23 protein-coding genes are annotated in these 17966 nt (G+C 71.0%); 20 read left to right on the forward strand and 3 right to left on the reverse strand.

Annotated features, from left to right (window positions below; all coding sequences use genetic code 11):
• Window positions 1-210 precede the first annotated feature (210 nt).
• On the forward strand, window positions 211-690 hold the full coding sequence (locus H505_RS0102415; RefSeq protein ID WP_026400687.1) for a universal stress protein: 480 nt from the start codon (window positions 211-213) through the stop codon (window positions 688-690).
• Between the two features lie 71 nt (window positions 691-761).
• Window positions 762-1568: a hypothetical protein gene (locus H505_RS0102420; RefSeq protein WP_026400688.1), complete on the forward strand. Its 807-nt coding sequence runs from the start codon at window positions 762-764 to the stop codon at window positions 1566-1568.
• Here H505_RS0102420 and H505_RS39450 read toward each other — a convergent pair.
• Both H505_RS39450 and glnII read right to left on the reverse strand, forming a co-directional pair.
• Window positions 1549-2130, reverse strand: a complete 582-nt coding sequence (locus H505_RS39450) for a hypothetical protein (protein ID WP_125613525.1) — start codon at window positions 2128-2130, stop codon at window positions 1549-1551. The two genes, H505_RS0102420 and H505_RS39450, sit on opposite strands and share 20 nt — an antisense overlap.
• Window positions 2131-2275: 145 nt before the next feature.
• Window positions 2276-3289 (reverse strand): glutamine synthetase, encoded by a 1014-nt coding sequence (gene glnII, locus H505_RS0102430; protein WP_026400689.1) that lies wholly within the window; start codon window positions 3287-3289, stop codon window positions 2276-2278.
• 124 nt (window positions 3290-3413) lie between these two features.
• Here glnII and H505_RS47230 point away from each other — a divergent pair, with 124 nt between their 5' ends.
• The 3 genes from H505_RS47230 (at window position 3414) to H505_RS48680 (ending at window position 7363) form a co-directional block, all read left to right on the forward strand.
• Window positions 3414-4328 carry a DUF6891 domain-containing protein gene (locus H505_RS47230; RefSeq protein WP_051300053.1) on the forward strand — a complete coding sequence of 305 codons (915 nt, stop codon included), beginning with the start codon at window positions 3414-3416 and terminating at the stop codon, window positions 4326-4328.
• A 754-nt stretch (window positions 4329-5082) separates the two neighbouring features.
• Window positions 5083-6147, forward strand: coding sequence for a hypothetical protein (locus tag H505_RS49645; protein ID WP_157432863.1), 1065 nt, complete (start codon window positions 5083-5085; stop codon window positions 6145-6147).
• A gap of 382 nt (window positions 6148-6529) precedes the next feature.
• The gene (locus H505_RS48680; protein WP_084549742.1) at window positions 6530-7363 is read left to right on the forward strand and encodes a hypothetical protein; all 834 of its coding nucleotides are present in this window, start codon (window positions 6530-6532) and stop codon (window positions 7361-7363) included.
• Between the two features lie 53 nt (window positions 7364-7416).
• Here the strand turns inward: H505_RS48680 and H505_RS0102440 are convergent, their stop codons facing one another.
• Window positions 7417-8082, reverse strand: a complete 666-nt coding sequence (locus H505_RS0102440) for a GntR family transcriptional regulator (RefSeq protein ID WP_026400690.1) — start codon at window positions 8080-8082, stop codon at window positions 7417-7419.
• 360 nt (window positions 8083-8442) lie between these two features.
• On the opposite strand from H505_RS0102440, the gene H505_RS49650 reads away from it, so the two are divergent.
• The 15 genes from H505_RS49650 (at window position 8443) to H505_RS0102520 (ending at window position 17752) form a co-directional block, all read left to right on the forward strand.
• A complete protein-coding gene (locus tag H505_RS49650; RefSeq protein WP_157432864.1) occupies window positions 8443-8820 on the forward strand; it encodes a hypothetical protein in 378 nt (125 codons plus the stop codon).
• Window positions 8821-8937: 117 nt separating this feature from the next.
• Window positions 8938-9513, forward strand: a complete 576-nt coding sequence (locus tag H505_RS0102450) for a hypothetical protein (RefSeq protein ID WP_026400691.1) — start codon at window positions 8938-8940, stop codon at window positions 9511-9513.
• Window positions 9510-9734, forward strand: coding sequence for a hypothetical protein (locus tag H505_RS0102455; protein WP_026400692.1), 225 nt, complete (start codon window positions 9510-9512; stop codon window positions 9732-9734). The genes H505_RS0102450 and H505_RS0102455 overlap by 4 nt, the downstream gene beginning before the upstream one ends.
• Window positions 9735-10006: 272 nt before the next feature.
• Entirely contained in the window at window positions 10007-10195 is a 189-nt protein-coding gene (locus tag H505_RS39460; protein ID WP_034516181.1) for a hypothetical protein, read from the forward strand.
• A complete protein-coding gene (locus H505_RS0102470) occupies window positions 10192-10494 on the forward strand; it encodes a hypothetical protein (protein ID WP_026400693.1) in 303 nt (100 codons plus the stop codon). The genes H505_RS39460 and H505_RS0102470 overlap by 4 nt, the downstream gene beginning before the upstream one ends.
• 6 nt (window positions 10495-10500) lie before the next feature.
• Window positions 10501-10881, forward strand: a complete 381-nt coding sequence (locus tag H505_RS0102475) for an RRQRL motif-containing zinc-binding protein (RefSeq protein ID WP_026400694.1) — start codon at window positions 10501-10503, stop codon at window positions 10879-10881.
• Window positions 10882-10972: 91 nt separating this feature from the next.
• Window positions 10973-11281 (forward strand): hypothetical protein, encoded by a 309-nt coding sequence (locus tag H505_RS0102480; RefSeq protein WP_026400695.1) that lies wholly within the window; start codon window positions 10973-10975, stop codon window positions 11279-11281.
• Window positions 11282-11311: 30 nt separating this feature from the next.
• Window positions 11312-11872, forward strand: coding sequence for a hypothetical protein (locus tag H505_RS0102485; RefSeq protein WP_026400696.1), 561 nt, complete (start codon window positions 11312-11314; stop codon window positions 11870-11872).
• The gene (locus H505_RS0102490) at window positions 11872-12057 is read left to right on the forward strand and encodes a hypothetical protein (protein WP_026400697.1); all 186 of its coding nucleotides are present in this window, start codon (window positions 11872-11874) and stop codon (window positions 12055-12057) included. The genes H505_RS0102485 and H505_RS0102490 overlap by 1 nt, the downstream gene beginning before the upstream one ends.
• Window positions 12058-12238: 181 nt before the next feature.
• Entirely contained in the window at window positions 12239-13279 is a 1041-nt protein-coding gene (locus H505_RS0102495) for a hypothetical protein (protein ID WP_211238375.1), read from the forward strand.
• Window positions 13280-13422: 143 nt separating this feature from the next.
• Entirely contained in the window at window positions 13423-13605 is a 183-nt protein-coding gene (locus H505_RS0102500; protein WP_026400699.1) for a hypothetical protein, read from the forward strand.
• Window positions 13602-13952, forward strand: coding sequence for a hypothetical protein (locus H505_RS0102505; protein ID WP_026400700.1), 351 nt, complete (start codon window positions 13602-13604; stop codon window positions 13950-13952). The genes H505_RS0102500 and H505_RS0102505 overlap by 4 nt, the downstream gene beginning before the upstream one ends.
• A complete protein-coding gene (locus H505_RS0102510; RefSeq protein WP_026400701.1) occupies window positions 13949-14950 on the forward strand; it encodes a hypothetical protein in 1002 nt (333 codons plus the stop codon). The genes H505_RS0102505 and H505_RS0102510 overlap by 4 nt, the downstream gene beginning before the upstream one ends.
• A 41-nt stretch (window positions 14951-14991) precedes the next feature.
• A complete protein-coding gene (locus H505_RS0102515; RefSeq protein WP_026400702.1) occupies window positions 14992-15342 on the forward strand; it encodes a hypothetical protein in 351 nt (116 codons plus the stop codon).
• 103 nt (window positions 15343-15445) lie between these two features.
• Window positions 15446-17752 carry an ArsR/SmtB family transcription factor gene (locus H505_RS0102520; RefSeq protein WP_157432865.1) on the forward strand — a complete coding sequence of 769 codons (2307 nt, stop codon included), beginning with the start codon at window positions 15446-15448 and terminating at the stop codon, window positions 17750-17752.
• Window positions 17753-17966 lie beyond the last annotated feature (214 nt).

The following is a 17966-nucleotide window of genomic DNA, read 5'->3' on the forward strand; positions in this document are numbered from 1 at the left end:
GAACTGCCCCCCGACGTCCCGCGCCGTGACGGGCGCGGCTCGACAACGATTCGTCACACTACGTTCGGCAACCGAGCGAATACCGGGACGACACACCCGAGGGCGCGCCCATGGCGTCACCGCAAAGGAGATTGGGACGTCCCTTGACGGATCCGAGACCGGGGCCGCGTCCCGCCCGGCCGCCGCGGCACGGCCGATACCCTTGCTCGAATGACCGCCGAAGGACGGCCCGGCGAGGCCCCGGACGCGGCGCCGTTCGAGTACGGCGCCGACGGGCCCCGGGTGATCGTGACGGGCGTGGACGGATCGGACACGTCCCTGCGGGCCGCCGCGTACGCGGGGGGCCTCGCCCGCCGCGGCGGCGCGCGGCTGATCCTCGTGCACGCCACGCCGATCGCCGCGCTGTCCATGCTCACCCCGGGCGGCGCGGCCGTCATGCAGGAGGCCGCCGAGGAGATCGTCGGGGAACTCGAACAGGAGATCGGCCGCGCCTACGCGCAGGCCCCCGTCGACTACGAGATCGTCACCGCGCAGGGCGACCCTTACACCGTCCTGGCGCGCGTCGCCGACCGGTCCCGCGCGGACGCCGTCGTCGTCGGCGCGTCCACGCAGGCGGGGCACCGGCTGGTCGGGTCGGTGGCCGTCCGGCTGGTGCGCGCGGGCCGCTGGCCCGTCACGGTCGTCCCCTGACGGGTAGGACGACCGGTTCGCGGGGAAGGCTCCCGAGTGCACGGTTCGGGGCGTCCGGGAGGCGAGCGGCGATGTCGGATCCCTACCTGACCGAGATCGGCTGGACGGGCTCGGCCCTGCGGCTCGCCGGACGGCTCGAGCACCGCGGGACCCCGCGCCTCGAACTGCTGCTCCGCGAGCGCGGCGGCGAAGCCGTCGTCCGCGTCCCCGCCACCGCCCGGACCGACGGCCCGCACGTCGCGTTCGAGGCGCGGATCGACGTCGCCGCCGTCGCGGGCGGCGCCCCGCTCCCCGGCGGCGTCTGGGACGCCGGCCTGTCGGTCGACTCGGCGGACGCGGTGCCGCTCGCGCGCGCCCCCGGCCTCGACGCCTCCCCGCAGCGCGGGTTCCTGGACGGCGGCACGACCGTCGCGGCCTACATCAGCCCCCTCGGCACCCTCGCGATCGACGTCGGCGGGCGGACGCACCCCGCCGGCTCCGTCCGCGCCGACGGCCTCCGGTGGGACGAACGCACCGAACACGTCGAGGTCAGCGGACGGCTCGACGTCGCCGGGCTCGCGACGCCGATCTCCGCGACGCTGCACCTGCGGGAGCGCCGCGGCCGCGCCTACGAGGTGATCTGCATGCTCGACGACCGTCCCGAGGGCCTGCACTACACCGCCGTCCTGCCGGTGACCAGGACGTTCATCGACGAGCCGCTGCCCCGCGGCACCTGGGAGGTGTGGCTGCGCCTCGGCTTCTCCGGGATGCACCGCGAGCTGCGGGTGCTCGCGCCCGCCGAACCCGTCGACGTCCGGGTGTGGCGGCGGCTGTGGCACGTGCGGATCGCGTCCACGGCCGCGCCCGACCCGCTCACGATCACCGTCGGCCGGGCCTGAACGCCATCGACGCCGACACCACCGCGCACAGCAGCACCACCACGGCCGTCCCGCCCGCGAGGTTGATCCCGGCCGTGACGATCCGCGCGTCCAGCGGCCCGTTCAGCAGCAGCGGCACCACCGCCATCAGCGCCACCGCGAGCCCGCCGATGAACGCGAACGCCCGCACCGGACGCGCCGCACCCGCCAGCAGCAGATGCATCAGCGCGGTCCCCTGCACCGTCGCGGCGAGGACGCACAGCGCGTAGCTGGTCGCCGCGCCCTCCACGGCGACGTCCGTCCCCGCGAACACCGGGACCTCGATACCGAACATCGCCCGCAGGCCGAACACCGCCGCGAACGTCAGCAGCGACCCGCCCGCCGCGCACGACAGGCCCGTCCACCACAGCTGCCGCAGCGGCAGTTCGGGCTCGCTGTCGGCGTGCCGGGCGACGAACTCCTCGAACCGCCGGGGCGGGGCCTCCCGCCTGCGCACCGCCGTCGAGGGGCACCGGAACGACCGCTCCCACGGCCGTGCCGCCGGGCGGCTCCCGCCGGGCCGCCCGAATGGCGAATCGGGCATGTCCCCTCCCCCGCTGCGAAATCGACCAGGTACTACCCGGACCCGTTCGCGGGAACTCCCCGAAGCCCAACAATTTGCAGACGTTTGGCGGCATAACAGCACGACGCGCCGCCCCCTTTCGGGGACGGCGCGCCGCGTCGGGCCGTCAGATCTGGCCGGCCTTCTCCAGGGCCTCGCAGCAGGTGCCCGTGATCAGCCGCGCCACCACGTACGGGTCCACGTTGGCGTTCGGGCGGCGGTCCTCGATGTACCCCCGCTTGTCCACCTCGACCTGCCACGGGATCCGCACCGACGCGCCGCGGTTCGACACGCCGTAGCTGAACTCGCTCCACGGCGCCGTCTCGTGCATCCCGGTCAGCCGCCGCTCGATGTCCGCGCCGTAGCCCTCGACGTGCGCCTGCGCCCGGGCGCCCAGCGCCTCGCAGGCCGTGACGATCGCGTCGTACCCCTCCCGCATCGCCTTCGTCGAGAAGTTCGTGTGCGCGCCCGCGCCGTTCCAGTCGCCCTCCACCGGCTTCGGGTCGAGCGTCGCCGACACTCCGTAGTCCTCCGCGATGCGGTAGAGCAGCCACCGCGCCACCCACAGGTGGTCGCCGACCTCGACCGGCCCCGCCGGCCCGATCTGGAACTCCCACTGGCCGGGCATGACCTCCGCGTTGATGCCCGAGATCTTCAGCCCCGCCGCGAGGCACGCGTCCAGGTGCGCCTCGACGATCTCCCGGCCGAACACCTCGTCCGCGCCGACACCGCAGTAGTAGAACCCCTGCGGCGCGGGGAAGCCCCGCTCCGGGAACCCGAGCGGGCGCCCGTCCTTGAAGAACGTGTACTCCTGCTCGATCCCGTACCAGGAGTCCTGCACCTCGTACTTCTCCGCGACGGGACGCAGCTCGGCGCGCGTGTTCGTCTTGTGCGGCGTCCCGTCCACCAGGTACACCTCGGACAGGACGAGCTTGTGGTCGCCGCCGCGGATCGGGTCGGGGCACACGAACACGGGCTTGAGCACGCAGTCCGAGCTGTCACCGGGAGCCTGGTTGGTGCTGGACCCGTCGAACCCCCAGTCGGGCAGGTCCGCGCCGTCCGGAAGGATCTTGGTCTTGGACCGCAGCCGGGCGGTCGGCTCGGTGCCGTCGATCCAGATGTACTCGGCCTTGTAGCTCACGTCGGTCCCTCCGCAGGTGTCGGACTTCCACGAACGTGCCAACCAGCCGTTTCACATCCATTGCTCATTTGTGAACGACGTGTAAAACGCGGAACGTCGGTGACGTTTGCCATACTCCGGCTCCATGAGTCACGAGCCGGTCGCAACATCCCCCCACCACCACGTCCGCTTTCTCACGGCCCTCGGCCGCCACGACTTCGAATCCGTCGTCCGCCAATGCACCGGCCTCCTCGGCGACGACGCCCGCGGCGCCGTCGCCGACGCGTTCGCCGCGCACCTCGCCGACCAGGCGACGTGGCCCGACGACCTCGACACCGACCGCCTGCAGCGCGCGTTCCGCGAACTGGACACGTCCGGCATCGTCGCCCGCCTCGACCACGCCTGCTGCCAGAACTGCGGCCTCGCCGAGCTCGGCGGCGAGGTCGCCGCGGGCGACGAGCCCCGCGGCTACGTCTTCGCCCACCGCCAGGACATGGAGGCCGCCGTCGACGACGGGATCCTCACCCTCGCCTACGGCTTCTTCCACGAGGACACGCAACCCCCGGAAGCCCAGGCCGCCATCGGCGAGGACGTCGCCGCCGCCCTCCGCCGCCACGGCCTCTCCGTCGACTGGAACGGCGACCCCCGCCGCCGCATCGACGTCCGCCTCACCTGGCGCCGCCGCCGCTACACCCGCCTGGCCGCCTACCCCGGCTCCCCGCCCCCGACCGGCGGCCCGGTCACCGTCTCCTACGAGAACGGCCCGTCCGGTGGCGGCCAGTCCGAAGACCTCCCCGTGACCCCCGCCGAAGCACGGGACCTCCTCCTCACCCTCACCCCCTACAAGGGCAACTTCATCAACTTCATCACCCCGACGAAGTCCCTGATCGCCACCTACGACCCGGGCCCCCGCCTCAAGTTCGAAATCCCCGACCCCGCGAACCGCTGCTACCACAGCCGCCACGTGACCATCGAAGAAGCCGAACAGATCGTCACCGTCCTCGCCACCGAAGACCGCCAAACCCTCACCGACAACCTGACCACCGAACCCTGGGCCTGACAGCCGCCCCACCCCAAACCGCGCAATCACTCGGGCGATGGACGCCAAGGCCAGCGACCCGGGATGACGACGGGACGGCCGGAGGGCTCGCGCTCGTGGGCTATTGGCACGCTAATGGCACGAAGACCCCGTCTCCATGATCCGGAGCGGGGTCTTTCTGCTGGTGGGCGCGGACGGTTTCGAACCGCCGACTCCTCGCTTGTAAGGCATAGTCACGCGGTGTCTGATCTCCACTATGGGTGCTCGCGCTCAGGTGCCATCGTCCCCCGACATCCGTGGACGTCCCTCCAGGCTCGGGGTCGCTGTCACTCAGTTGGTCACCCACGCGAGTCCCTCCAATAGGACATCGGCAAAGCCCTGGTCATCCTTGCGGTGACCGGGGCTTTTTGTTTGCTTCAAGCCAGGAAGCCCGAACCACGAGGTCTTGGCCCGCTACAGGTACCCAAGAACTGCCGCACCGTTGGCCATGTATCTCCAGGCAGACGCATATCCAGCGGGAACCACACTCCGCGTCTGTCCCTTCCGAAGCCCTCGTGTACAGCTCTCAGACTGTGATGGGCCACTCGTGCGCGCGCCGGCGCGCCGCTGCACGCAGTGCTGTCAGCCGAGCATGGAAGGCGTTGTGCCGGTTCTGGTGCAGGTTCAGTGGCAGATCCAGCTTCGCGAGCAGGGACGATCTCACGTGGCGCGCCAGTTGCCAGCAACCTTGCGCGGGGGACAGTAGGGCGGGACACGGGTTGCAAGGTGCCGCAAGATGCGCGATGGCCTGCGACATGGGCGTGTAGTGGCTACCCTGTCCCCACGTCTGACCACCGCAGCTAGCCCCCCTCATGCGGAATCGACTTTTCCCCTGAACGGCACAGCGCACCCAGGAGCAGCTAGCTGCTTGCTCAAACATTCCGGTAACGCGGAGCAAAAAGCGATAGAAAAGTTGGCTTCGCCAACGACAAACGCCATAACGGGAGAAAATTCTATGTCCACCATTGAACGCACAACAAACAAGCGTCGACGCTGGCCCGCCTGGTCGGGTTCGATCTCAGAACTTCGTCGAATAAGTGTGATATTTGAAGGCCTGTGTGAAGCACGCAGGGCCGCTTTCTTGGCTGCATTCGACAACGAGACCCTTGAAATATTGGAAAATATAGACGACGCCATTGAACGCGATGTCAAACAACACACGAGAGCGCGTCAGCGAGAGGAGATAACACGGTCCCTTCTCGTGATAGCGACGATCGTAGACGGCGATGACAAGGTAGCAGGCCCCGTAGCCGAGATTCTGGAAGAAATAGATCGCCGCACAGTTCAGACAGTTGCTTTTTCACTGAAAAGTGCCAGCCATGAACTTCGAAGAGAAGATGTGTCAATCACGTTTACTCGTTCCGAGACATCCTGGCGTTCAGGCGTTTCTTTGGAAGTACAATCCACCGATCAAGGCTGGGGACGTCAAGTATTTGCCGGCCTCAGTGAGGAGATCGAAAAGGGAGTTCCAGCTTGGTCGTGGGTGCAGACGACCGGCGGGAGCATCGTCATATTTACGCTTATGTGCGCCTCCCTTATTGCCGGATCGTCTCTGTGTCTAATTCCGATCATTTGGCCTCCCAAAGAAGTTTCGCAGGTACTTGCCATCTCAATAGGAATATCATTGATGTCCGTTTACCCAAGCATGTTCCTGTCGGGACACAAGGTTCGCACTTGGCTATGCCCGCAATTCGAACTGCTAGGGGAAACCGGTGGAGCTTCGCAAGTCAGGCGCCTGACATTCTTGACGACAATTGCCATTCCTATTCCGATCGGAATTCTCATCAATCTGATCACCTGAAGCGGTTCCTGTGTGCGCAAGATGCCCGTACGGCTTGAGATTTAATGAAGAAGACGTGGAGCTGGGCACGCCCGCCTGTCGACATTACTAGTCGTGAAGCTTCAACGATGCCACTGCAAGTCGACAGGGGAACCAGCGGCGCGAGCATGACGAACTCACCCCTTGGCCTGAGCCACTCTTCGAGCTGCCCGCTCCCATCCCTGCGCCACCCGTCCGAGACTGTCGCGCACCTGCTGTCGATGCCTTGACGAGGCCAGGGGTGACGGCAGCGATTGCGGGCCCAACTTGCTGCCTACCCCGATGATCTACCGAGGGCGCGCCACCTCTGATCGTTGCCCACGATAGGCTGGACCGCGCCTGTGTAATAGGAGAAACTTGGAGCATGGCCAAGCTCACCATGACATCAAGCCGATGGGACGAACTCACCGCGCTGCTGGAGGATGAGCAGAGACTCCAGGTCGAATACCCCAAGGTGGCCGAGTACCTGGACATGGCCGCACGGCTAGCGGGCACCGGCGACGCGCAGGCCGACGCACAGTTCGACTTGCGCTTTGTTCACTACATGACCGGCGGAAGCACCGTAAGCGCGAACCCGTACTGGGACATCGTGGAACCGCTAGTGACCCAACATGATGGCCGACGAGTAGTGAATGGTGGCCAGCCACAAGGAAGCGCGCGCCTCGCTTTTGCGCAGACACTATTGCAGGCAACCTACGCATACGCGATACCCGCCCCAGAAACAATCGAATGGATGGCACGTCTCTGTTCCGGCCTCCCCATCGTGGAACTCGGAGCCGGACGGGGGTATTGGGCTGCACAGTTGGCCAACTCCGGGCTCACCGTGGACGCGTACGACTCCGAGCCGCCCAACAAGACGAAGAACGTCTCATTCCCCGGGACGGCTGGCCAAGTAGACGTCTGGCATCCGGTAGGAGATTTGGCCGAGTTTGCAACCAATATCCACCCGGCGAACTACGTACTGTTCCTCTGCTGGCCTCCCGGCTGGGGAGACCCAATGTCTTCCGAGGCACTCACACTGTTTGAAGAATCCGGAGGCGAGCGACTCATCTACATCGGAGAGCCTAAAGGCGGTAAGACAGGCAACGATGCCTTCTTTGACGCCCTATCAGCTCGCTGGACAGTAGACTCGACAGACCAAAATTTCGTCTCGTGGTGGACAGACGCGGACATCGCACAGGCGTGGGTTAGAAACTGATCCTGGACACAAAAAGGGGGCGCCGAACTGTTCGGCGCCCCCTTTGCTGTCCCCTACTTGAGGGCCATCCGGAACACGAACGCGTCGTACCGGTCCCTCGGGTACGACACGTCAGAGATCATGACGATGCGATCGTCAGCGGCGATGAACCGCTGGTGGACCGTCTTGACGAGATCGCCGGGCGTGGTCCGGAGCCACTCAGCGTGCACCGCCGACGGCAGCTTGTCGGAGATCGTCTCTTCCAGGAACGCGGCCCCGGAGATGTCGACGACGTCCAGCGGGTGGTAGGTGTCTGAGATCGAGATCGGCCGCCCGCCCTCGGTGGTTCGCGTGAGGACGTGACTGATCTCCTCGCCGGCCGAGATGCCGAGAGCCTCCGCGAGTTCGTTCGTTGCGGGGAGCTGCTGGACCTCACGTTCCACTCGGACCTGCTGATCGGTCTCGTTCTGGAACGAGCGCTCCGCGGTCTCCAACTGGCGCTCCGGCGACACCCGGATGAGGTTGGGGCGGTCAGCGACGAAGATGCCCCGGCGCCGTACGGACCGGGTGAGTCCCTGGCTCTGGAGGAGTTCGAGGGCCTTCCGGACCACGATGTCCGAGACCCCGTTCTGCTGAGCGATCTCGGCATAGCTCGGAAGTTGCGTACCGGGTGCGAGTTTCCCGTCGCGGATGCGTCGTGCGTACTCGCCCGCGATGCGGACGTAGGCCGGTTCTGCCACTGCGCGATCAACCCCTTCGAGTGCTTCGGTGGCGTCTCCACCAGCGTATACGCAGCATCGTATACCTAGGACTTGTGCGTATACGAAGTTACGTATACGCTGCCCCCTGTGACCCACCCCGTCCGGGTGAGTCCCTCGCAGTACGTAGACGTCACAACTGAACACGGCATCGCTGGTCGGAGCCCTGGTGTGTCTGGGTTGACGAGTCACGAGGTCCCTGGATCGGTGCTGGTCAGGCGATGCCCTCTCGTTTCGTAGCGCTTGCGCTGCCTGTCCTGTGCAGGTCGTCGGCTCGGTGATCCGGGCGCGTCGGTCCGTGCGGGGCGGGGAAGGCAAGAGCCACCCCTGGAGGGTCCACTCATGCGGCACAACGGTCAGCCGGTCATCCTCGCCAGCAAGCTGCCCCCGAACCTGATCAGCCTTTCGGAACGCAGTTGCGCGCTCGTTGCGTGCCCGTCCTGCGGTGCCTGGAAGTCGATCAAGCGCGGCATGATCTCCGCGCACCGCGGCCCGCACGTGCCGGGCGCGGACGCGTGGCCGGCCGAGTTCCGGCCGTCGCCGCCGCGGTGCCCGGGAAGCGGGCATCGGGTTCGGGTCGACCTCACGGTCGACGAGCACCGTGAACGGCTCGCGGAGGCGTGCCGCGATGCCGGTCGCCGCCGCGGCACGAAGGTGATGCCGCGTCCCAAGCCCCCGGTCGCTCCGCCGGTGACGCGCTTGGCCGCTGCACGGACCTGAGCGCTTCCGCCCCCGTTCTTCGGCGCCCCCGCCTGCACGACGGCGGGGGCGCCGTCGTCTGTCCGTCCACCCATGCCCGGCCCGGCCGGGCGGGGAGAGAGAGGAGCAACGAACCCGATGATGTTCCGTTTCCACGACGCCCACGACTGTGAACGCGCGTCGGACGGTGTGAGCAGGTACGGCGTGTACCTGCGGCAGAACGTGAGCCGGTTCGCCGACTGGGACGACCTGGTGACCACGGACCCGGCGATGTTCGCGCGGGCCGCGTGGCAGGTCGCGACGTCGCCGGTGATGGCGCCGCCGTACCTGGACTGGACGGCCGAGCGCGTCCAGTCGGTGACGCCGGCGCTCAGCGAGCACGACGAGTCGCTGATCGCGCAGGTTCAGGTGGCGGTGCCGCGCCCGGCCGCGCTGGCCGAGGTGCGGGGATTCGCCGAGTGGGCCCGCGGCAACTGCCGCAACCCCGGCTACCACACCCCCTACGACGACGCGGTGGCGCGGCGCCCGGCGATGCTGACCAGCACGACGCTGGTGTTCGCGATCGAGCCGGGCGAGTTGTACCGGCCGCAGGACGCGCCGGAGCTGACCGTTCGGGACGCCAAGCGGGCGGTGAAGCGGCTGGCCGCGCTGCTGGACGAGCGGGTGGCCCCGATCGTGGCCGCCCTCGACGCCCCGGTCGGGGCGGCGCGGTGAGCGGTCCGCGGCTGCGTCTGGTCAAGGTCCGTCTGTCCGGCGACGCCGACGACGTGACCGAGCTGGCCGAGCTGCTGGCCGGGTTGACCGGTGATGGTTGCGCGGTCGGCTCCCCGTCGGCGCCCTACGCCAACCGGCGTGACGACGGGGTCCGCCGTTACCTCGACGTCGTCCTGACCGGCCCCGCCCCGGACGACTCCACCGACCCCGAATCCACGTAGTACGTGCGGACCCGGGACGCCGACGCCGGCAAGCAGTGACGTCCCGGGGCCCCTCCTTCAGGAAGGAACCTCCCACGATGGCCGACAAGCCCGCGAACGACAAGTCCATCACCTGGCCCAACGGCGAGCCCAAGTGCGTCCGGGACGCCTACGACGCCATGTCCAGCAAGAAGAAGAAGTAGCCCGCCCCCTCACCCCCGAGCGGCCCCGGCTCCGGTCCCGACCATGCGGGACGGGCCGGGGCCGCCGCGCGCTGGAAGGAAGACGCCCTCATGTCGATCTCCTACGCCCGGCCGCGTCCCGCCGTCCGGCGGGCGGCCCCGGCCAAGCACTGCCCGAGCTGCCGCACGCTGCTGGACGGCGGCCCGGTCCTGTTCCGCTGCCCCTGCTGCCAGCGCGCGGTGCAGGCCGCCGACGTGCCCAGCGAGGTGCCCGCCCGCCGCCCGGCGGTGACCGCGTGACCGCCCCGGCCGACACCCGCCCCCGCCCGGCCACTGGCCAGACCACCGGCCGGGCCGGGGGCGCGGCGGGGTACTACGTGGCGGTGCGGACCGGGGAACGGCTCGGCCGCACCGCGCTGGCCCTGGGCCCGTTCTCCTGCCCCGACGCTGCGCTGGCCGAGGTCGACCGGGTTCGCCGGTTCGTCGCCGACCGGTTCGGCGACGGCGGGTGGTGGGGGTTCGACACCGCCCGCGTCCCGGCGCGGCCCGGTCGGCCGCTGCCCGCGGGGACGCTTAACGACGTGCTGTCGGCCGGGTAGGCCGCGATGGCGCGCCGCAGTAACGCCGTGTTCTTCGACCCGTGCGGGACCCGGTACGGCATCCCGACCTACCCGTGGCGGATGGCGCCGCCGCACCTGGCCACCCGCCGCCAGCTCGCCGCCGCCGGGCTCCGCCCCGGCGGGCAGGACGTCGCCGCGCAAGTGCTGTGGCGCCGGTGGCGCGGGCTCGGGGTGGCCTACCTCTACGACACCCGTCGCGCCCTGCCCAAGCGCGTCCCGTCTGCTGCGCAGCGGGCCGCGCTGGCCAAGGCGCTGGCCGCGCGGCGCACCTGCCCGCGCTGCCGCACCGACGTCGGCTACGTCCTGCCGCGGCGGCTGGGCTGCTGCCTGGAGTGCGCGAGCGATTGGGAACGCGCCGCCGCGTGATCTGCGGTTCTGCCCGGCTCCGGAACGCATGCGTCCGGGGCGGGACAGAGCTTCAGACCTGTCCATCTCCCCTTGAACGAAAGGCATCGTCATGGCCGCCAACCCGACCACCGCCACCGCTGCCCCGGTCGTCGTCTCCGGCTCCGGATACGGGCAGTGGGTGCTGCCCGAGGACGGGATCGTCGACGAGATCGCGATCGAGATCGCCGCCGCCGGAACCCGCCCGGTCGCCCTCACCTCCACCGAGCGGGTGCTAGCCGCGGCCCGCATCCTCGCCGCCGGCGGCACCCGCAACGACATCGCCGCCCGGCTCCACGTGTCCGGCACGACCGCCGCGACCCTCGCCCGCCAGGCCCGCGCCGTCCAGCACGACGGCGACGGCGCCCGCCGGGCCGCCTGACCCGTCCCTCCCCTTGCAAAGGAGCCGTTCATGACCGAATCCCCCGCCCCCCTCACGCTGATCGGTGGCACCGCCGCCGCTGACGCCGCCGACCTGGAGTTGCTGCACCGGCAGGCGCGGCGGCACCGCATCGTCCGCGGCGGGCTCGCCGCCGGGTTCGCGCTGATCTCCACCGCGCTGGCCGCGCCCGGCATCGCGGCTGCGCCGCCCTGGTTGCTGGCCGCGGTGCTGCTGGTGGTGCTGGCCGTGGTCGGCGCCGTCCGGCTCGTCCAGGAGGCCGCGCACTGGCTCCGCGCCCGCTACCTGCCGGTCGTGCCGGGCCCGTGGCGGGTGTGGCGGTGGCGGATCGTGCGCCGCTGGTACGCCCCCGGCGCGGTCGTCTGGCGCGCCCGCGGCGCCGACGTCGCGCCCCTGCACGCCGGGCCGCTGTCGGTGCTGGGCTGGCACCACGACCCGGCATGCCGGGAACGGTGGGTGCTGGTCTACGACGGCACCCCGCTGATGTCGGGCGGCGGCGCGCTGTGGCTGCCGCTGACCGGCCTCACCTCGACCCCGCCCGCCTCCCGGACCGGTGCGGGGGGTGGCCGCTGATGTGGGCCCGATGGTGGACCCGGCTGGCCCTGATCGACGTGCTGTTGCTGGCCGGGATCGCCGCCGCCGCGGTGTGGCTGGGGTGCCGGCACCTGACCGCGATGCGGCCCGCCGCGGCGGTGCTGCTGTCGGTGCTGGCCGCCGTCGCCGCGTTCAGCATGCTCGCCCGGCACCGGCGCCCCTGACCCTCGGGGGCCGCGTTTCCCTGTTCACCGATCCCGCACCCCGCCCCCGCACCGACCGGCCGCGGGGGCGGGGTGCGGTCGTTCGAAGGAGACCCTGATGAACACCCACCCCGCGCATGCGGGTGAGCGTTCACCGGCCTAGCCCGAGGCGTTCACCGCGTTCACGGGCGACCGGCGTTCGGTGAACGGGCTCATCGGCGCGATGAGCGAAGAACAGATCCGTTCATCCGAGCGGATGCTGTCGGCCGGGACGTGGCTGATCGTGTGCGGCGCGATGCTGTACTCGGTGCTGACCGTCACCCCGCTGATGCGCGCCCACACCCCCGAAGGCTGGACCTGGACGGCGCCGATCCTGCCCGCGGTGGTGGACGCCGCGGTGCTGATCGTGGTCCGCCTCGACGCGGTGCTGTCCCGCCTGGGCCACGACGGGGGCCGCTGGCCGGTCGTGCTGCGCTGGATGACCGGCATCATGACCCTGTCCCTCAACGTCGCCGATTCGGCGCTGAAAGGCGACCTGGTGGGCGTGGCGCTGCACGCTGTGGCGCCGCTGCTGTTGATCGTGACCGCCGAAACCGGGCTGGCCTACCGCCGCGCCATCACCGCCGCCCTAACCGCCCAAGAGGAACGCCGGCAGGCCGCGCTGGCCGAGCGGGAACGCGCCGCCCGCGAACGCGCCGCGGCCGAGGCCGAGCGGGAGCGGGAAGAGCGCGAGCATCAGGCCCGCCTCGCCCGCGAGCAACGCGAGCACGAGGCCGCCCTCGCGCGCGAGGAAGCCGAACGACGCGAACGCCTGGCGCGTGAGGAACGCGAGCGCGCCGAACGCGCTGAACGCGAACGGCAGGCCGAGCGTGAACGGGCCGAGCGCGAGCGTGAACGGCGCGAGCGTGAACAACGCCTCGAACGCGAACGGGCCGAGGCGCGTGAACGCGAACGTGAACAGGCCCGCCGCCGGGCCGAGCGTGAACAGGCCGAGCGTGCCGAGCGGCAGCGGCAGGCGTTGCTCGCCGCCGGACCGGCCCCGGGCAAGCTGCCCGAACCGCAGGCCCGCCAGATCGTGACCGCCGCCTACCTCGCCGGGCTGTCGGTCCGCCGCGCCGCCGAACGGTGCGGCTGGTCCGTCGGCTGGGTCTCGGGCCGCTACCAGGAACTGCGCGACGCGCACGCCGACGGCAGCGACGACTTGAGCACGCGGCCCCTGGCCGAACTTCCCCAAGGCGCCTGACCGGCCCTTCCGGTCCGTCTCTCGGATCCCGCCCACACCCCCGCCCGGACGGCGCCGCCGTGCCGGGGCGGGGGTGTGGGCGGGGTCGGCGGTACGGACCGCCGGAACCCGCCCGCTTCCCCCTTTTGGAAGGGATGATCCCCATGATTCTGCTGGCGCTGCTGACCGGCGGGCTCATCATTCTGGTCTGGGCCCGCCAGGTCTCCTACATGCTGGTGTTCCTGCTGTGCTCGTGGGGGCTGCTGGCCGCCTCCACCCCCTTCGGAGGCAAGCTCGTCGACGGGCTGAACTCCCTGTCCAGCGCGATCGACGGGCTGTTCGTATGAGCACCCGCGACGCCCGCGAGAACGCCGTCTCGGCCCGGCCCGCCGCCCCCGCGCGGCGGGCGGGCCGGGCCCGGCCCGTGATGCACCAGATGTGGGTCAACCGGCCGTCGCTGGGGACGGTGGCGTGCCTGCTGGCCGTCCCCGGCACCGCCAACGTGCTGCTGGGCTGGCCCCTGTGGCCCACCGCAGCCGCACAGTGCTCGCTGTGGCTGCTGCTGATGGTGGCCGTCTCCGTCCACGAAGTACGCCACCAGGCCCCGGCCGCCCCGCAGCACGACGAACCCGACGCCTCCGGCGGGCACGAGGTGCCGACCCGGTGGGGAACCGGTGAGGAGGAGGGCCGGTGATCGAGCTGCTGTTCCTGGGATCGGCCGCGTTCGCCGGCGGCGCCCACGCCGTCCGCCGCTCCCGCGCCCGCACCCCCGCCCGAGGCAACACCCGCCCCCGGCGCGATTCGCTGCTGGTCAAGGCGTGGAACTCCTCCGGCGCCCCGCACACCAACGAATCGATGCTCGGTGACGCGCTGGCCGACCTGACCGGCCGCGCCATCGGGACGACGGTACGGCGCACCGCGCCCCGCGCCCGCAACCGCGGCCGGGCCGCCCGCGCGCGGGCCGAATCCCGCTGGCAACGCCGCAGAGACGAGGGCCGCACCGTGACGATCTTCCGCCGCCGCAACCGCCCCGGCCAGGACCCCGGAAAAGGGTCCGGCCAGGGTTCCGGCGGCCCCAAGCCCGACGGCAACGGCGGGGCGGGGAAACGGCCGCAGAACGCGCCGCCGCTGCCGCTACCGAACCGTCCGGCGCCCCACCCCAGCAGAGGCCCCGGCGGCGCCGCCCCCGGCTCGCCCGGCTCGGGGGCACCCACCCCGCCGCCATCGCCCCCGACGGCCCCGGCACCGCCGCGTCCCGCCTCGCACGGGTCCGCCCCGTCCGGGGGTGCGGCCGGTGGCTGGGGCCGTATCCCCGCCGGGCGCGGCCGAGGCGGTTCACCCGCCGGTTCGCCCGCACGGCGGGCCGGGGCGCGGCGGGCTCGGGCCCGGATGCGGATGGCCGCGCCGCTGAACCTGGAATCGCCCGACACCGATGTGGAGTTCCTGGACTCCTGCGCCGACCTGCTCCACGTGCTGCGCGGCATCGGGGTGGCGATCGAGGACTTCAACGACGAACTGGACACCCGCCGCCTGCCGCGGATCGTCACCGGCCCGCTGGAACACGTCCACGAAGGGCTGGTGGAGGGCGCCGCCACCGTGGTGCTGGCCACGGTGCTGTTCGAGAACGCGTTCGCCGAGGCCCGCGAGATCGCCGCCGCCGGGATCGAGTTCACCGGCGACGACCCCGAATAGCCCCGCACCCCGCCATCCCATGTCCGAGGGAGAACCCGACGATGCACCACCCAAGCCCACGCAACCCCGGCGGGCGGCGCCACGGCCGCTACACCGTCGAGTTCGACGCGCCCGACTCCGACGGCGAGTTCATCGCCACCGCGCTGGCCATCGCCGCGCTGATGGGCGCGATGGCCGACGCGGTCGACGCCTGGGCCGACGACCTGGCCGCCAAAGGCATGCCGCCCGCGATCGTCCTGCAGTTCCAGCAGACCGCCGACAGCCTGTGGGACGCCGAAGACGCCGCGCGCCGGTCGGCGGGCAACTTCGCCGACTACTTCGAGGACGCCCGCACCATCGCCGCGCGCGGCATCCGGATCGTCGGCACCCGGCACCGCCGCCGCGCCGCCTGACACCCGCAACCCCTGCGAGAACGGCCGCACCCCCACCCCGGGTCACCCGGGGGTCGGGGGGCGGCCGTTCTTCGTGTTCGACCTGGCCAAGGAGTACCCGCACATGCTGAACCGTCCCGCCGGCCGCGGCTTCGGCCGCCCGCAACGCCGTACCTCCGCCCGCAAGACCTTCGGGGCCCGCACCGGTGGCCGCACGGGCCGGATGGGCGGGCGCCGCCGCGGCGGCTACACCGACGCCGACATGATCGACCCGCTGATGACCGCGCTCATCGCCGACCACATGGGCGGGCGCGCGGCCCCCCGCCGCTCGGCCGCGGGCCCGGTGGCCCGCGCGGCGGCGCGCGGCTATGTCCGCTGGGTGATGGCCTCGCCCGACACCCGCGGGCTCGGCACCGGCCTGGCCGCCCTCTACCCCGCCGGGCACCTCGCCCACGAGTACGCCCCCGGCGACGTCCTGCTGCTGGGCGCGTTCGCGCCGCCGGCCGCGCTGGCCGCATGGGTCGCCACCTACAAGACCCACGGATCCCCCCGCTACTCCGGCGCCGTCGCCGCGATCGTGTCCGGGATCCCGGTGTGGCTGGCCACCGCCGCCGCGACCGGCATCACCAACCTGCCCACCCTGCTGGGCTACACCGTCACCGCGTCGGCCGCATGGTCGGCCTACACCTGGTCCGACGTCCTCAAAGAGCGCCGCCGCGCCGCCGAGGTGCAGGCCAAGTGGGAGACGATCGCCGGGCTGGCCGGGCTGGAAGGGTCCCGGCTGCTGCGCACCGAACGCACCCGCACCGGCGTCAAGTTCAAGGTCGACCTCGGGGTCGAGGGCCCGTCGGCGTCCCGGCTCGAACGCGGCGACCTGGCCGAACAGATCGCCCGCTGCTACGGCATCGGCGCCGATCAGGTCCGCGTCAACGCCCACCGCAAAAACGCCCGCATCGCCTGGATCACCATCCAGCTGGTGGACCTGTGGTCGCAGATCGTCCCGCACCCCGCCATCGCCGACGGCGCCCCCGCCCCCGAGGCGGCCGGGAAGGGTCACCGGTCGATCCTGGACGGCCCCTACATCATCGGCACCGACCCCGAGAACGGCGCCGACCTGGAACTGGTCGTCTTCGACGACGGCGGCGCCCGCCACGTCGACATCGTCGGCTCCAACGGCGGCGGCAAGTCCAACGTGCTGTCCAACATCGTCCAGCAGGGCGCCGAATGCCGCGACGTCCTCACCATCGCGATCGACCTCGGCAAGGGCGTCATCCCCTCCCTGTGGAAGGAGCACCTGCACGACCACGCCGGCGTCGGTGAGGAGGACAAGGCCCTGACGATCCTGGCGTGGGTCGACGCGCTGCTGGACGAACGCGCCATCGCGCTCGGGGGCGCCACCCTGACCCCCTCGCCCACCTCACCGGTCGTGCAGGTGATCGTGGACGAACAGGACACCGCGACCGGGTTCCAGTCGTCCGTCGCCGACGCCTTCAAGCCCGTCATGGACAAGATCCACCGCCGGGGCCGCTCCCTCGGGGTGGTGCTCATCACGGCCAAGCAGCGCGACGTGGTCCAGCACACCGGCTCCAAGGAGGGCAAGGCCAACGCCTACACCACCATCGTCGGCCGCGTCGCCAACACCAAGGAGATGTCCAAGGCACTGCCCGACTGGGAGACCATCGGCTGCCCCGACATGTCCACCTACGGCGGCGACGCCCAAGGCGTCGTGCTGCTGGTCCGCCAGGGCGGCATCTGGCAGGCAGGCCGCACCCGCGCACTGTTCGACGACAAGCCCGTGCAGGCGCTGGCCGCCGCCTACGGCCCGGCCGACGCGCACCTGGAACCGCACATCGCCGCCGCGCTGCCCGGCTACGCCGACCACCACCGCGTCCCCACCACCACCGCGGCACCCACCCACGGGGCTCCGCCGCGGCACGCCCCCGGCGGGCGGCCCGCCCCGCCCGACGACCGCCGGACCGCGCCCGGCCCGCCGCCACAGACCGGCCCCGACAGCCTCAACGGCCCCGACGGCGCGGACGGCGACGGCGGGTGGGGATTCGACCCCACCGACGACGCCGCCGTCGACACCGCGGCCAAGGGGCTAGTGGAGCAACTGGACGAGTTCATCGCCGAAATCGTCCCGCCGCCCGAACAGCCCACCCGGCTGGACGACCTCAACGGCGCCCGGCGGCAGATCAACGACACCACCGTCCCCGAAGCGGTCATCAGCGCCGTCACCGGCCTGCTGGCCGAACGCGGACCCAAAGGGGCCCGCCGCACCGAACTGGTGGAGCACCTGAAGATCGGCACCTCCACCGTCGGCAAGTACCTCGGCGCCATGCGCGCGGCCGGGCTCATCACCTCGGCCGGCAGCGGCAAGGCAGCCCGGTACTACCTGCCCGACCACGCCCCGGACGAACACGCAACGTAACCGAAACGGGCGGGCGAACCGTCTACCGAACTGTCTACCAACTGTCTACGCCGAACTGTCTATCCAGCCCATACACGCGCGCACGTGGACGCGGCGCCACCCGCGTAGACGGTTGCGTAGACAGTTCCGCGAGACGGTTCCCCGCTGCACGCTGAGTAACTCCCGCCCGGCCCCGCTCCGGGCCGCGCGGGGGTCTCCGCGGGCCCACCCCCTT

Origin of the sequence: Actinomadura rifamycini DSM 43936 (assembly GCF_000425065.1) — a bacterium.
Classification (GTDB): domain Bacteria; phylum Actinomycetota; class Actinomycetes; order Streptosporangiales; family Streptosporangiaceae; genus Spirillospora; species Spirillospora rifamycini.

Excerpts from the sequence above, each read along its gene's own strand:
- H505_RS0102415 (WP_026400687.1), top strand. The coding sequence starts at position 211 with ATGACCGCCGAAGGACGGCCCGGCGAGGCCCCGGACGCGGCGCCGTTC.
- H505_RS0102420 (WP_026400688.1), top strand. The coding sequence starts at position 762 with ATGTCGGATCCCTACCTGACCGAGATCGGCTGGACGGGCTCGGCCCTG.
- H505_RS39450 (WP_125613525.1), bottom strand. The coding sequence starts at position 2,130 with ATGCCCGATTCGCCATTCGGGCGGCCCGGCGGGAGCCGCCCGGCGGCA.
- H505_RS47230 (WP_051300053.1), top strand. The coding sequence starts at position 3,414 with ATGAGTCACGAGCCGGTCGCAACATCCCCCCACCACCACGTCCGCTTT.
- H505_RS49645 (WP_157432863.1), top strand. The coding sequence starts at position 5,083 with ATGCGCGATGGCCTGCGACATGGGCGTGTAGTGGCTACCCTGTCCCCA.
- H505_RS48680 (WP_084549742.1), top strand. The coding sequence starts at position 6,530 with ATGGCCAAGCTCACCATGACATCAAGCCGATGGGACGAACTCACCGCG.
- H505_RS49650 (WP_157432864.1), top strand. The coding sequence starts at position 8,443 with ATGCGGCACAACGGTCAGCCGGTCATCCTCGCCAGCAAGCTGCCCCCG.
- H505_RS0102450 (WP_026400691.1), top strand. The coding sequence starts at position 8,938 with ATGATGTTCCGTTTCCACGACGCCCACGACTGTGAACGCGCGTCGGAC.
- H505_RS39460 (WP_034516181.1), top strand. The coding sequence starts at position 10,007 with ATGTCGATCTCCTACGCCCGGCCGCGTCCCGCCGTCCGGCGGGCGGCC.
- H505_RS0102475 (WP_026400694.1), top strand. The coding sequence starts at position 10,501 with ATGGCGCGCCGCAGTAACGCCGTGTTCTTCGACCCGTGCGGGACCCGG.
- H505_RS0102480 (WP_026400695.1), top strand. The coding sequence starts at position 10,973 with ATGGCCGCCAACCCGACCACCGCCACCGCTGCCCCGGTCGTCGTCTCC.
- H505_RS0102485 (WP_026400696.1), top strand. The coding sequence starts at position 11,312 with ATGACCGAATCCCCCGCCCCCCTCACGCTGATCGGTGGCACCGCCGCC.
- H505_RS0102490 (WP_026400697.1), top strand. The coding sequence starts at position 11,872 with ATGTGGGCCCGATGGTGGACCCGGCTGGCCCTGATCGACGTGCTGTTG.
- H505_RS0102500 (WP_026400699.1), top strand. The coding sequence starts at position 13,423 with ATGATTCTGCTGGCGCTGCTGACCGGCGGGCTCATCATTCTGGTCTGG.
- H505_RS0102505 (WP_026400700.1), top strand. The coding sequence starts at position 13,602 with ATGAGCACCCGCGACGCCCGCGAGAACGCCGTCTCGGCCCGGCCCGCC.
- H505_RS0102515 (WP_026400702.1), top strand. The coding sequence starts at position 14,992 with ATGCACCACCCAAGCCCACGCAACCCCGGCGGGCGGCGCCACGGCCGC.
- H505_RS0102520 (WP_157432865.1), top strand. The coding sequence starts at position 15,446 with ATGCTGAACCGTCCCGCCGGCCGCGGCTTCGGCCGCCCGCAACGCCGT.